This is a genomic window from Stutzerimonas sp. CXK-1 (assembly GCF_057738225.1).
In genome coordinates, this window is record NZ_CM173217.1 from 1098743 (window position 1) to 1111018 (window position 12276).

The following is a 12276-nucleotide window of genomic DNA, read 5'->3' on the forward strand; positions in this document are numbered from 1 at the left end:
TATGGACCTGGGCGCGTTTCTGAGCCTGGCCATGGGAGCCTCCTTCTGCGTGGGCGGCGCGGTTCTTTGCATTGGTCGCTGGTCGCGTGTGCGCCATCTGCAGGACACGCCGACGTCGCGGATCCGCTCGGCGGCGCAGGGGTATACCGAACTGGTCGGAGTGCTCGGCGCGGCCAGTGAGAGCCCGTTGTTCGCCCCGCTGACCGGCGAGCCGTGCCTGTGGTGGCGTTACTGCATCGAGGAATACCGTGCCAGCGGGAAGCGCAGCAGCTGGGCCGTGATCGAGCGGGGAGAAAGCGAGGGCTGGTTGCGCCTGACCGATGCGACCGGCGGGTGCCTGATCGATCCGCGTGGCGCCGAGGTGCTGCCGGCCTGGCGGCGACGCTGGACCGGCGACCGTCGGCACCCGCGGGGCGGCGCACCGGGCGGCCTGCTGCAGCTGTTGGGGATGGGCAGCCGCTATCGCTATACCGAAGAGCGCCTGCACGCCGGTGAGCCGCTCTACGCCATCGGCGAGTTCCGCAGCGCCGGTGGTGGGCGGCAGGCGATGAATCTGGATGCCCTGCGCGCGGAGGTCATTCGGCAATGGAAGGGTGATTTTGCCGGCCTGCTCGCGCGTTTCGACAGCAATGCCGACGGCCAATTGGACGAGCAGGAATGGCGTCGGGTGCGGCTGGCGGCAGGCCTGGAGGCGGAGGACCGCCAGCGGCAGGCGAGTCAGGAGCCGCTGCTGCATCGCCTGGGCAAACCGGGCGATGGCTTGCCGTTCGTGCTTTCCAGTCATGGCGAGGATGTGATCGCCCGGCGCTTCTATCTGCAGGCTGCCGGTGGGCTGCTGCTCTGCCTGGCCGGCGCAGTCTGGCTGGCCGTACACCTGGGGAGCGTTTACTGAGCGCTCAGGTCGTCAGCGCGCCGAGCGTGGCGGTACGCTGCAGCAGCGGCGTCAGTTCCTGCGGGGTGATGGGCTTGCTGTAGTAGTAGCCCTGGCCTTCATGGCAGCCTTCGCCGATCAGATAGGCCTCCTGCTCCGCGGTTTCCACGCCTTCGGCAATCACCTTCATACCCAGACTCTTGCCGAGCTGGATAACCGCGCGAACGATGGTGGCGCCGCCTTCGTCGCAATGGATGTCCTGGACGAAGCTCTTGTCGATCTTGATCTTGTCCAGCGGCAGGCTCTTCAGATAGCTGAGCGATGAATAGCCAGTTCCGAAATCATCGATGGAGATCAGGGCACCCGAGCGGCGCAGGCTGTGCAGGTTCTCGGCGGCGGCCTGGATATCTTCCATCAGCCCCGTCTCGGTCACTTCCAGCTCCAGTGTCTCAGCCGGCAGCGCATAACGACTGAGCAACTGCTCGACCCGTGTCGGCAGCTCCGGGTGGTGCAGTTGGGCGGTCGACAGATTGACGGCCACGCGCAACCAGGTCAGCCCCTGGCTACGCCACTCGGCCAGCTGTCGGCAGGCTTCCTCGAGCACCCACTCGCCAATGGCGAGAATGCTGCCGTTCTGCTCGGCCAGCGGGATGAACACGTCCGGCGGGACCAGCTTGCCATCGGGACGTTTCCAGCGAATCAGCGCTTCGACGCCAGTGATGCGCTGCTGCCGGTAGTCCACCTGCGGCTGGTAGACGAGGTAGAACTCGCCCTGCTTGAGCGCTTCGCTCAGCTCGGTCTCCAGCTCGCGGCGCTGGCGCATCTCCTTGTCGATACTGGCGACATAGAACTGGTAGCGGTTGCGCGCGCGACTCTTGGCCAGCGTCATGGTCTGCTCGGCCTTTTGCAGAAGTTTTTCCGGGCTGTCGCCATCTTCCGGAAACAGGGTGATGCCGAGCGTTGCGCGGAGCCTGACCCGTTGATCGTTGAGGTCGATCGGCGTTTCCAGGTTGTCGAGCACTTTCTGCGCCAGCTCGGCTGCCTCGTAGGGCTCGTCGAGGTCGTCGAGCACCATGACGAACTGATCGCCGCCCAGGCGCGCCAGCGTGCCCAGATGTCCGCTCAGGTTGCCGAGCCGCTCGGCCAGGGCGACGAGCAGGCGGTCGCCGGCCTGGTAGCTGTAGCGCTCGTTGATGCCCTTGAAGTCATCGAGCCCGAGACAGAGGACGGCGACCTTGCGCTGTGTGCGGCGTGCCTCGTCGAGGATATGGTCCAGCTGGCGTTGCAGTTGCTGGCGGTTCGGCAGCCCGGTGAGCGCGTCGTACAGCGTCATTCGCTGCAGGCTGCTTTCGGCCTGCTGGCGCAGGCGCATGTTGTGCTCTATGGCGCCGAGCAGGCCGTTGGCGGTTTCGACCCAAAGCCCCAGTTCGTTGCGCTCGTGGCCCTTGAGCAACGGCAGCTTGTGCTCGCCGGGGTGGTCGGGGTTGATATGCGCCAGGTGTTCGATGAGCTTGGTCAGCGGGCGCGTCAGCAGCCACTCGTAGATCAGGTAGAGGATGATGCCCAGGGTCAGCGCGCGAAGGATGCCGACAAAGAAGATCACCACCGAGTCGCTGACGAATTCCTCGCCGTAGCGCGCCGTGTCCAGGGTGATCTGCAGATCGCCGTAATACTCGTTGTAGGGCGGCTGGCCGATCAGCGGCACCGAATACTGCTGGTCGGCGCCGAAGATCGCGTCGGTCAGCTCGCGGGTGGCCAGTTTCATGGGCGGCCGGCTCTTGCTGGCCAGCGGTTCCTCGCCAGGGTGGCCGATCATGGCCCGGCGAATCGATTCGTGCTCGAACAGTCCCTCCATGACCTGCTGGCCCATTTCGCGGTCCAGGCTATAGATCGCCTGGGTGGATGGGTCGCGTGTCATGCGCAGGATGCGCTGGGCGTCGTCGCTGATGAGCTGGCGCGTCTTGTAGGCGCCGAAGATGATCTGCGCACAGCTCAAGACAAGGCCGACGGCCAACGCCGACAGCAGTACTACTCGCAGTAGCTTTCTTGACAGGCTGTTGCGCAATTCCAACTTCAAGGGAGTGACCTTAATTTCCGCGCCTGTGCACAGAGACGAGTATTGGCAGAGCGGTTCGTCTCGTCAAAAGCACGGCAATGGTTCGTATGGGAAAACCTCTTGTTGTTATGTGTTTCGCGCAAGGCGATACCCGGGCAGGATGCAGGGTAAAGTTTTCTGTGACCAGTCCTGTTAGCGGCAATCAAGCGCTGGTTCTTAAACGAAAAATGCCCGTTCTGACGAAACGGGCATTTTTCGGACGCTGGCGTCGCGGCGCGACGCCAGAGGACTCAGGCGAAGTTCTTCGCGACGAAGTCCCAGTTGACCAGGTTCCAGAACGCTTCGACGAACTTCGGACGGGCGTTGCGGTAGTCGATGTAGTAGGCATGCTCCCACACGTCGCAGGTCAGCAGCGGCTTGTCGCCGGCGGTCATCGGGTTGCCGGCACCGATGGTGCTCGCCAGGCCCAGGCTGCCGTCGGACTTCTTCACCAGCCAGGCCCAGCCGGAGCCGAAGGTGCCGATGGCGGTCTTGGTGAACTCTTCCTTGAACTTGTCGAAGGAGCCGAACGAGGCGTTGATGGCATCAGCCAGGGCGCCGGTCGGCTGGCCGCCGCCGTTGGGCGACAGGCAGTTCCAGAAGAAGGTGTGGTTCCAGACCTGCGCGGCGTTGTTGAAGATGCCGCCCGAAGAGGTCTTGATGATGCTCTCCAGATCCTTGCCTTCGAATTCGGTGCCCGGGACCAGGTTGTTCAGGTTGGTCACGTAAGCGGCATGGTGCTTGTCGTGGTGGTAGTCCAGGGTCTCGGCGGACATGTGCGGCTCGAGAGCGTTCTTTTCGTAAGGCAGCGGCGGCAATTCGAAAGCCATGTTGTATCTCCTACTCAGGTGAGGATTGGATGCGGCAGCTTGGAAGACGAGGCGACGCCTGCGCGTCGACCGATCAAGCGGAAGTCTGTAGCTTCCTGGGCTCGTCCGGCGTTCCTTCGCTCGCCACACGGATTGCGCAATCTCTGGCCGTCACGGCGGCCGAACAGGCGGGCTGGAGCGCGGCGCTCCGACCCGCAGGCCAGGGATCATAGCACCCGACCTGCGGCAAAACCACGCGGCAACTGTATGGGAAACCAGCTGCAATCGGCAGCGCCGATAGCGATGCCGACTGCACCCAGCGTGGACCTCGGCCACCGGCAGACGTTCCCGCCGAAGCGTCAGCCGGCGAAGGCCAGCTGCGCGGCGACCGCGAACATCATGCCGGCTACCCCCAGGTCGATCAGCCGCCAGGTCAGCGGCCGCGCCAACCAGGGCGCCAGCCAGGCGCCGCCGAGCGCGAGCATCGTGAACCAGGCCAGCGAGGCGCTGGCAGCTCCCGCGGTGTAGGCACCGGGCTCCGGCTGCTGCGCACCGAGCGAGCCGATCAGCAGCACCGTGTCGAGATAGACATGGGGATTGAGCAGGGTGACGGCCAGGGCTGTCAGCAGCACCGCGCGCAGCGAACGCGGCCGCGGCTCGTCGCCCTGTTGCAGGGCCTGTGGCCGCAGCGCACGCAGCAATGCCTGCAGGCCGTACCAGAGCAGGAATGCCACGCCGCCCCAGCGGGTCACGCTGAGCAGTGTCGGACTTTCGGCGAGCAGCGCGGCGAGCCCGAACACCCCCAGGCTGACGAGGACGGCATCGCAGAAGATGCACAGCACGGCCACAGGCAGGTGGTGCTCGCGGCGCAGGCTCTGCGCCAGGACGAAGGCATTCTGTGCCCCGATCGCGACGATCAAGCCGGCGGTCACGGCCAGCCCGTTCAGATAACTGCTCCAGAGGGTTCCCATGATGAAGACCTTGCACGAAACGAAGGCTGGCAGTCTGGGTGGGGTCGCCGTATAAGAGAAACGAATATTCGTTAACCCTCATTAGGAAAGCTGATGTTCGACTACAAGCTGCTCGCCGCGCTCGCGGCCGTCGTCGAGCAGGCCGGCTTCGAGCGTGCGGCCCAGGTCCTGGGCCTGTCCCAGTCGGCCGTTTCGCAGCGCATCAAGCTCCTGGAGGCGCGCGTCGGTCAGCCGGTGTTGCTGCGCTCGATGCCGCCCCGGCCGACCGAGCTGGGCCAGCGCCTGCTCAATCACGTGCAGCAGGTGCGATTGCTCGAGCGGGACCTGCAGAGCCAGGTCCCGGCGCTGGACGACAGCGACCTGCCCGAGCGGCTGCGCATCGCCCTGAACGCCGACAGCCTGGCGACCTGGTGGGCCGCAGCGGTCGCGCCGTTCTGCGCCGGGCATCGGGTGTTGCTCGACCACGTGGTCGAGGATCAGGCGGTCGGGCTCAAGCGCATGCGCGCCGGCGAGGTCGCCGCGTGCGTGTGTGCCGCCGAGCGGCCGCTGGCAGGCGCGCGCAGCCAGTATCTGGGGGCGATGCGTTACCGCGCACTGGCCAGCCCGGCGTTCATCGAACGGCACCTGGCAGGACGGCCTTCGGCCGAAGCCCTGGCCAAGGCGCCGGCCATCGTCTTCGGGCCGGATGATCGCCTGCAGCACCGCTACATCACGGCGGTGGGGGGCTCGGACTGCTTTATCCACCATCTCTGCCCGTCGTCGGAGGGCTTTGTCCGCATGCTGCAGAGCGGGCTGGGCTGGGGGCTCGTGCCGGAGCTGCAGGTGCGCGGCGAACTTGAACGGGGCGAGCTGGTCGATGTGCTGTCCGGGCCGCCGATCGACGTTCCTCTGTACTGGCACCACTGGCGCAACGGCGGCGCCTTGCTGGACGAGCTGACCCGGCACCTGGTGCGCTGCGCTGGCAGCTGGCTGGTGCTCGGCTGAGCGCCGCTCAGGCCAGTACGCGCTGGCCGCGGTAGATGCGTACCGTACCGGCAGTTGCCGGCGGTTCGGCCGGGCGCGCCCTTGGGGCGCTGTCGGTGAGGCTGGCCAGCTGGCGGCCGAGTGCCTGGGTCTGCTCATCGGCCGAGTGCAGGCAGGCGGCAAGCATGGCTGCGATCGCATCGGGCTGGTTCAGGTGAATCTCGATCTGCTGCTCGTCGCGCAGTCGGCGCCGCAGTTGGCGCATGCAGTCGAGAACCGCTTTGTTCAGTTCCATGTATTTCTCCGTGGGCCCGGTGGGCCGACATCCCTGTCGAGGGTGCTGTCCGCTGGCAAGGTGGCTACAGCAAAGGGCGTACCAGCCGCGAGGGCTGCAAGGATCGGCGGCAGCACCGCGGTCGAAGCCGCGCGGCATGCGGCCTGGCCTGGCTGATGCTCCATAGCCCGGACGAGCGGGCTGTCGGTTGTACGCACTGCGATGAGCAGTGCGGGCCTTGATCTGCCTTATCTCGGTGCAGGGCGAGGCGGCGGCCTCGGCACTGCCCGGGCCTTGACTAACCGCTATACTGCGCGTCGATTTTTTCCGCGCGACGAAGGTATTCCATGCGCAACGATGCTCACGATGAAGTGGACCCGATCACCAGCCTGACCGCCGCGCGAGAGCGCGAGACGCCCTATCCACCGCCGGCGCTCGAGCCGATGCCGCGCCCTGCCATGCAGGATGAGGGTTCGCGCAGTCGCCCGCGCCGCCGCGGCGCGAGCACCGCACCGCTGTGGGCGCTGGTCGTGGCGCTGCTGATCGGCCTGGCGGGGCTGGGCTGGTGGAGCAACCAGCGTATCGGAGCGCTGGAGTTGCAGCTGGTGGCCACGCAGGAGAGCTTTGCGCGCATCAGCGAGGATGCGGTCGGACGCCTGCAGGACATCAGCGGCAAGGTCGTCGCCGCCGAGTCGAGCGTCACCACCGAGAGCGAAGCGGTGAAGCTGCGCATCAAGCAACTGGAAAGTCAGATGGCCGAACTCGGCCGCAAGCAGCAGGCCTTTGCGACGGAGCAGCAGAGCCTGCTGGGGCGGCAGGGCAACCAGGACAAACGCCTGGACGAGCAGGGCGCCAAGCTGGAGACGGCCGCCACCGGGCTGCGCAGCCAGCAGACCGAGCTGGCCCGCCAGGGCGATACGCTCAAGACGCTCGCCAGCGAACAGGCTTCGTTGAAAGCGGCACTGGACGGGCAGACGAAACTCGCCGCAGCCGTCGACGCGCTGCGCAAGGATGTCGAGGCTCTGCAGCAACGGGGCAATCCCAGCCAGGCGATCAGCCGGCTCGAGCAGGATCTGCTGGTATTGCGTAGCGAGCTGGACAACCGGCCCGCCGCTGCACAGGGCCCGACGACTGGCGAGTTCGACGCCTTCCGCGCGCAGATGACCCGCCACATCAACACCCTGCAGAGCCAGATCGTCAACCTGCAAGGCCAGATCGACGCCCGCTGAGGCCAGTCGGGGCAGCCGGCAGGCTGCCCCGACCGGCTTACAGATCCCAGCTGATCGACAGGTTCAGGCCCTGATCACGGTTGTCGTTGCCGCGATAGAGCAGGTCTCAGTCAGCGCACTCCAACATCCCGCGTTATCCCTTTTGTCAGTTGAGCGGACGGCAAATGCCGATCTTCTTGTCCTGGCTCAATGAAACGGCTGGTGGCTCCGTTACGATCGCACGCTGGCCGGATGCCATCATGCGAGACCCGTGTATGCGTAACAGGGAGTGTTACGAAATTGGCAAGGCCCCTTTGCGTTATTCCCTGCCGTGGGTAGAACAATAAAATGACTTCGCTGAGCGATCTGCTGCGTACCAGTCTGGCCACCCTGCTGCCGGGTGAGCTCAAGACCTCCGAACTGCGCCACTTGCTGGTGCCGAACCGCCACCCGCTGCTGCTCTGCCAGCGGCGCGCGATGATGATCGTCGACCGGGTACGGCTGTTCGCCTTTCTCTTCGCTGTGCTGACACCGCTGTGGTCGGTGATCGACCTGATGGTGTTCGATACCCAGCTGTGGCTGCGCCTGGCCGGATTCCGCCTGGCGGCCTGCCTGGCCTTCACATCGCTGCTGGTGTTCTACCGGCCGAGCGGCAACCTGCTCGATGCGTATCGGGCGATTGCCATCCTGTTTGCCATTCCCACGGTGTTCTACATCGCCTCGCATACGCTGCTCGGCTCCTATCAGCTCGTGCAGTTCTCGGCGGTGGTCGGCGCCGGCTATGCCTTCCTGCCGTTCGTCCTGATGGCCGGGCTGACGATCTTTCCCCTGACGTTGCTCGAAAGCCTGCTGCTGGGTGTGGTGCTGCTGATGGCACAGGCGCTGGCGGGTTATCTCAGCTGGGCGACGCTGAACTGGCCTTCGTTCGCTGGCGCGTTCTGGTTGCTGATCCTGATCGCCGGGGTGGCGAGCCTGGCCGGTATGAGCCAGCTCGCCTTCATGGTCGCGCTGGTACGCCAGGCCATCCGCGATCCGCTCACCGGCATCTTCTCGCGCGGCAGCGGTGAGGAGATTCTCAAGCTGCAATGGGACTCGGCGCGGCGCAACAACAGCGCGCTGGCGCTGGCGTTCATCGATCTGGATCACTTCAAGGCGATCAACGATCGCTACGGTCATGAGGCCGGCGATGAGGTCCTGCGCGATGCCGCGCGCGCGCTGCTCGGCACGCTGCGCGGTTCGGACAGCCTGGTGCGCTGGGGCGGCGAGGAGTTTCTGCTGATCATGCCCGAGACCGACATGCTCCAGGCCCAGCAGGCGTTGGCCCGGGTCATGCGCAGTGGGCTCGGCTTGCGCCCGGAAGGCACGCCGCTGACTGCGAGTATCGGCCTGGCCGAGCGACGCGCCGACCGCATCACCGATTGCCGCGAGCTGCTGGAGCTGGCCGACCGGCGCATGTACGAAGCCAAGCGCGCCGGGCGCAACTGCCTGCAGCCCGGCGGTCGGCCGCTGCTCGCTGCCGAGTCAGCCTGCCTGCAATCCGAACACGTGGCGTAGGTAGCTGACGAAGGCCGGGTCGCGACACATGGTCTTGCCGGGCGAGTCGGAGATTTTCGCCACCGGCTGCCCGTTGCAGGCGGTCATCTTGATCACCATGTTCGTCGGCCGCACGCCGGGTACATCGCAGGTCAGGCCGGTGCCGATGCCAAAGCTCGGCCGGCAGCGCCCGGCCAGCGCGCGGTAGATCTGCAGGGCCTTGGCGAAGTCCAGGCCATCGGAAAACACCAACTGGCGGGTCCGTGGGTCGATCCCCAGCTTGTGGTAGTGGGCGATGGCCTTTTCCGCCCATTCCAGCGGGTCGCCGGAGTCGTGGCGCAGGCCATCGAAGAGCTTGGCGAAGAACAGGTCGAAATCGCGCAGGAAGGCGTCCATGGTGATGCAGTCGGTCAGCGCGATACCCAGCGCACCGCGGTATTCACGGACCCAGCAGTCCAGCGCGGCTCGCTGGCTGTCGATCAGCCGCGGGCCGAGCTGCTGGTGCGCCATGATCCACTCGTGGGCCATGGTGCCCATCGGCCGCAGCCCCAGCGTGCGCGCCAGATGGACGTTGCTGGTGCCGACGAAGTGCCCGGGAAACAGTCCTGGCAGTTCGGTGGCCACCATCTGCTGCACGGCGTGGGAAAAGCGTCGCCGGGTGCCGAAGTCGGCCAGTGTGAAGCCCGCCAGTTCCTCGGCGCTGGCCTGCTCGCGCAGCCAGTCGCACTTTTCCACCAGGCGGTCGCGCACCTGTTCGAGCCTGACGTGCGGGTAAGCGGCGCGATTGCGTACCTCGCTGATGATCGCCAGCAAGGGCACCTCGAACAGGATCACATGCAGCCACGGCCCGCGAATGTGGATGATCAGTTCGCCGCCCTGGGTTTCGATGCCCAGGTAGCGCAGGTCGAAGCGAAACAGGCCGAGGAAACGGATGAAGTCCGGCTGCATGTAGGGGATGCGCTCGAGAAAGGCGAGCTCCTCAGGCTGCATGCTCAGGTCGGCCAGCCGCTCGATCTGTTCGACGATGGCGCCCAGGTGGGGCGTCAGATCCTCATCCGAACGGCAGCGGAAGGCCCATTCGACTTCGGCATTGGGGTAGTGATGCAGCACGGCCTGCATCATCGTCAGCTTGTAGAAGTCGGTGTCGAGCAGGCTCGGCACGATCTGGTCGGAAAACGCGCTGGGCATCGAAGCCTCCGTGCGGGAGTGAATGGCCGGCGCCGTCAGCGTTCAGCCGCCGCCGATGCCTTCGATGACCTTGCCGGTTCCGCCGCAGGTTGCGCAAGTCGTACCGTTACAGGTGCCGCTGCCCTGGCAGGCGGGGCAAAGGTTTTCACCGCTTCCCAGCGTGCCCGGTGCGCTCTGGTCGCCCGGCTTGAGCGGTGCGCGAGGGGCGTTGCGAATTGTCTTCTGCATGCCTTGATAGTGCTCGCCAAAGTTTCGCTTAAACGTGTCGAATAATTAGCGCTTATAAGTTGACTGCTTGCCGCTGCGCTAATTAAGGAAAGTGCGGCCATAAATAAACATGGGGCAGGAGTCGATACTCATGCCCCATGTTTATCAACAGGTGTTACTTGCTGCTGCTGCGACCGCCGCCGTGGCTGTTCTGGCCACCTTTGCGCCCGGCTTCGGACGCCTTTTCCCGGTCGTTGGCGAAGTTGCCGCCGCTGTTGTGGCCGCCCTTGCGCCCGGCTTCTGACGCTTTTTCGCGGTCGTTAGCGAAGTTGCCCGGATTGTTGTTAGCCATGTCTTTTCTCCTCGATGGATAGAGAGACTTGCAGGGCCGGGAAGTGTTTCCCGGCCTACATGGAGTCAGAGCAAGCACCCTCACAGGAGTTTCACTACAAGCGCAGGCGGCAGACGAGTGGTTTTCCTTAGTTATCGTGCCGGTATGGCGCAATGCAATTGGATCTTCGAAGTTGCCTTTGCCTATATATAAGGACCTTCTTGCACCTTGCGTTGATGTTACGCCGCCAGAGCGAACTGACGTTGAGCGAGCAGGCGCATCACATAGCCGATCTTCAGCCCGGTAGGGCCGAGAATGACCAGTGCGTGACAGAGCACGACCTGCCCGAGCGTCAGCCGCGCGTCGTACAGGTAGGCGCCGGCAACACCGAGTAGAAGCAACAGGACGCCCGTGATCATCAGCAGGTTGGCCAGTTGCAGCAAACGCAAGGGATCGTGGAGAAGCGGTCGCATGGGATTCACCTCGTACGGTTGCGAAAGGGTGCCGGCGCCTTGCCTCATTCGAGCGCGCTCGCCGGGCCGAAGAACTCGTAGCGAACCTGGGTATCGGGCACGCCGAGCGCACGCAGCTGGCGCCTGACCGCCGTCATGAACGGCTTGGGTCCGAGGAAGTACACATCCACGTCGCGCTCCGGCAGCCAGTCGGCCAGCTGCGCCTCGGTCAGCCGCCCGACGGCGTCGGGGCTTGCCGTGGTCGAGGCCGCCTCTTCGTAGCAATAGAAGCGCTCGAGGGCGCCATGCTGCTCGGCGAGGCTGTCGACATGCTCGCGGAAGGCATGCACCTCGGCGTTGCGCGCGCAATGGATGAAGCGGATCGGCCGCGACTGGGCAAGCGCCGACTCGAGCATCGGCAAGGTCGGCGTGATGCCGACGCCGCCGCTGATCAGCACCAGCGGACGATCACCGGGTTGCAGGGTGAACTCACCGGCCGGCGCGAACAGCTCGAGCGCCTCGCCTTCGCTCATGGCGTGCAGTGCATTGGAGACCAGGCCGCCGGCCTCGCGCTTGACGCTGATGCGATAGCTGCGGCCATTGCTCGGCGCCGACAGCGAGTAGTTGCGGCGGACTTCCTCGCCGTCGATCTGCAGGCGCAGGCCGATGTACTGGCCTGGCTGGAAGTCCATCACCGGGCCGCCGTCGGCGGGCTCCAGGTACAGCGAGGTGATCTCGGCGCTTTCCTGCACCTTGCGCGCGATCACGAAGCGCCGCGCGCCACGCCAGCCACCCTGCGCGAGCGCGGCGGCATCGTAGCGCGCCTGCTCGGCACCGATCAGCAGGTCGGCCAGTTGCCCGTAGGCCGCCGCCCAGGCCTCGATGACGGCATCCGTGGCGATCTCCGCGCCGAGCACCTCGCGGATGGCGCGCAGCAGGCAGCGGCCAACGATCGGGTAATGTTCGGGCAACACCTGCAGCGCCACGTGCTTGTTGACGATCTGCCCCACCAGCCCACCCAGCGCCTCGAGCCGATCGATGTGTTTGGCGTACATCAGCACGCCGTTGGCCAGCGCGCGTGGCTGCTCGCCACTGGCCTGATGGGCCTGGTTGAACAGCGGGCGTACCTCGGGATATTCGCTGAGCATGATGGTGTAGAAGTGCGTGGTCAGGGCCTCGCCGCCGCTTTCCAGCAGCGGGACGGTGGCTTTGATCAAGGCACGTTGTTCGGCGCAAAGCATGGATGACTCCTCTTCGGGATGGTGCACCGCAGGCGCGGTGTGTCTGCCCTGGGTGTTTCAACTTCCGTACCAGCTCTGGAATTGACTGAAATCAAGGACCGCAGCGCTGTTAGGGTTGTTTTTACCTTGCAGA

The 12276-nt window shown here is 65.3% G+C and carries 13 protein-coding genes; 4 read left to right on the forward strand and 9 right to left on the reverse strand.

Going from position 1 to position 12276, the window contains the following annotated elements; translation table 11 throughout:
* Position 1: 1 nt before the first annotated feature.
* The gene (locus tag AC0KXH_RS05200) at positions 2–892 is read left to right on the forward strand and encodes a hypothetical protein (protein ID WP_488224280.1); all 891 of its coding nucleotides are present in this window, start codon (positions 2–4) and stop codon (positions 890–892) included.
* 4 nt (positions 893–896) lie between these two features.
* On the opposite strand, the gene AC0KXH_RS05205 is transcribed toward AC0KXH_RS05200, so the two are convergent.
* The 3 genes from AC0KXH_RS05205 to AC0KXH_RS05215 all read right to left on the reverse strand — a co-directional run bounded on the left by AC0KXH_RS05205 (position 897) and on the right by AC0KXH_RS05215 (position 4746).
* Entirely contained in the window at positions 897–2948 is a 2052-nt protein-coding gene (locus tag AC0KXH_RS05205) for a putative bifunctional diguanylate cyclase/phosphodiesterase (protein ID WP_061337653.1), read from the reverse strand.
* A 269-nt stretch (positions 2949–3217) separates the two neighbouring features.
* Positions 3218–3796 (reverse strand): superoxide dismutase, encoded by a 579-nt coding sequence (locus AC0KXH_RS05210; RefSeq protein ID WP_041107408.1) that lies wholly within the window; start codon positions 3794–3796, stop codon positions 3218–3220.
* Between the two features lie 338 nt (positions 3797–4134).
* Complete coding sequence (locus AC0KXH_RS05215) at positions 4135–4746, reverse strand: LysE/ArgO family amino acid transporter (RefSeq protein ID WP_043218969.1); 612 nt, start codon at positions 4744–4746, stop codon at positions 4135–4137.
* 93 nt (positions 4747–4839) lie between these two features.
* Here AC0KXH_RS05215 and AC0KXH_RS05220 point away from each other — a divergent pair, with 93 nt between their 5' ends.
* The gene (locus AC0KXH_RS05220; RefSeq protein ID WP_488224281.1) at positions 4840–5730 is read left to right on the forward strand and encodes a LysR family transcriptional regulator ArgP; all 891 of its coding nucleotides are present in this window, start codon (positions 4840–4842) and stop codon (positions 5728–5730) included.
* Between the two features lie 7 nt (positions 5731–5737).
* Here the strand turns inward: AC0KXH_RS05220 and AC0KXH_RS05225 are convergent, their stop codons facing one another.
* Complete coding sequence (locus AC0KXH_RS05225; RefSeq protein ID WP_041107403.1) at positions 5738–6004, reverse strand: hypothetical protein; 267 nt, start codon at positions 6002–6004, stop codon at positions 5738–5740.
* Between the two features lie 326 nt (positions 6005–6330).
* Here AC0KXH_RS05225 and AC0KXH_RS05230 point away from each other — a divergent pair, with 326 nt between their 5' ends.
* Complete coding sequence (locus AC0KXH_RS05230) at positions 6331–7212, forward strand: ATPase (RefSeq protein WP_488224282.1); 882 nt, start codon at positions 6331–6333, stop codon at positions 7210–7212.
* Positions 7213–7539: 327 nt separating this feature from the next.
* A complete protein-coding gene (locus AC0KXH_RS05235) occupies positions 7540–8745 on the forward strand; it encodes a GGDEF domain-containing protein (protein ID WP_312199524.1) in 1206 nt (401 codons plus the stop codon).
* On the opposite strand, the gene pncB is transcribed toward AC0KXH_RS05235, so the two are convergent.
* The 5 genes from pncB to hmpA form a co-directional block, all read right to left on the reverse strand.
* Positions 8713–9912, reverse strand: coding sequence for a nicotinate phosphoribosyltransferase (pncB, locus tag AC0KXH_RS05240; protein ID WP_061340587.1), 1200 nt, complete (start codon positions 9910–9912; stop codon positions 8713–8715). The genes AC0KXH_RS05235 and pncB overlap by 33 nt on opposite strands.
* Positions 9913–9954: 42 nt before the next feature.
* A complete protein-coding gene (locus tag AC0KXH_RS05245) occupies positions 9955–10140 on the reverse strand; it encodes a hypothetical protein (protein ID WP_076545070.1) in 186 nt (61 codons plus the stop codon).
* A 154-nt stretch (positions 10141–10294) separates the two neighbouring features.
* Entirely contained in the window at positions 10295–10471 is a 177-nt protein-coding gene (locus AC0KXH_RS05250; RefSeq protein WP_041107398.1) for a con-10 family general stress protein, read from the reverse strand.
* Positions 10472–10689: 218 nt separating this feature from the next.
* Positions 10690–10923: a hypothetical protein gene (locus AC0KXH_RS05255; RefSeq protein WP_041107396.1), complete on the reverse strand. Its 234-nt coding sequence runs from the start codon at positions 10921–10923 to the stop codon at positions 10690–10692.
* A gap of 44 nt (positions 10924–10967) precedes the next feature.
* Complete coding sequence (gene hmpA / locus AC0KXH_RS05260; RefSeq protein WP_061337645.1) at positions 10968–12143, reverse strand: NO-inducible flavohemoprotein; 1176 nt, start codon at positions 12141–12143, stop codon at positions 10968–10970.
* Positions 12144–12276 lie beyond the last annotated feature (133 nt).